Raw genomic sequence first — 527 nt, forward strand, 5'->3', positions numbered from 1 at the left:
CCAGTTGGTAGTCAAGCTTCATGGACTTCCTATAATGCAGGTCCTCAAGCCACATCAGTTGAACCTAAAACCACTCCGTTTAATAGTCGTCTCAGCGATATTTATTTTCCAAAATGCAAATGAATATGTAGGGATGAATATTATCACCTATTCTGAAGTTGAATTTATATTGGCAGAAGCAGCAGCTATTGGGGCATTTGGTGTCAGCGGTGCAGAAGCCCACTATAAAAATGCTATTGAAGCTTCTATGGGTGAATGGGGAATTTTTGGGGACTATGTAGGAGGCTTTGATTTTGATGATTATTACAGTCAGGAAGAAGTCGACTTGAGCCAAGCATCAAATAAGCATGAGCGCATCATGACTCAAAAAATACATATCTATGTTTTTTAGACCAGAGCCATGGTTTGATTGGAGAAGAACTGGTTATCCGGATTTTGTACCTCCGTACGATGCCGCACAGCCTGCTATTCCTCTTAGGTACCATTATGATTCACCCAATCCTCCCGATCCTCAGTATGTTGAGGAA

2 protein-coding genes are annotated in these 527 nt (G+C 41.4%); both read left to right on the top strand.

Annotated elements, in window-relative coordinates; genetic code table 11:
* A partial coding sequence (locus ADIWIN_RS21050; protein ID WP_040756316.1) for a SusD/RagB family nutrient-binding outer membrane lipoprotein occupies positions 1-391 on the top strand: 391 nt, incomplete at its 5' end.
* A partial coding sequence (locus ADIWIN_RS22080) for a hypothetical protein (protein WP_369021489.1) occupies positions 381-527 on the top strand: 147 nt, incomplete at its 3' end. The genes ADIWIN_RS21050 and ADIWIN_RS22080, both read left to right, overlap by 11 nt.

Origin of the sequence: Winogradskyella psychrotolerans RS-3, assembly GCF_000427335.1 — a bacterium.
Classification (GTDB): Bacteria; Bacteroidota; Bacteroidia; order Flavobacteriales; family Flavobacteriaceae; genus Winogradskyella; species Winogradskyella psychrotolerans.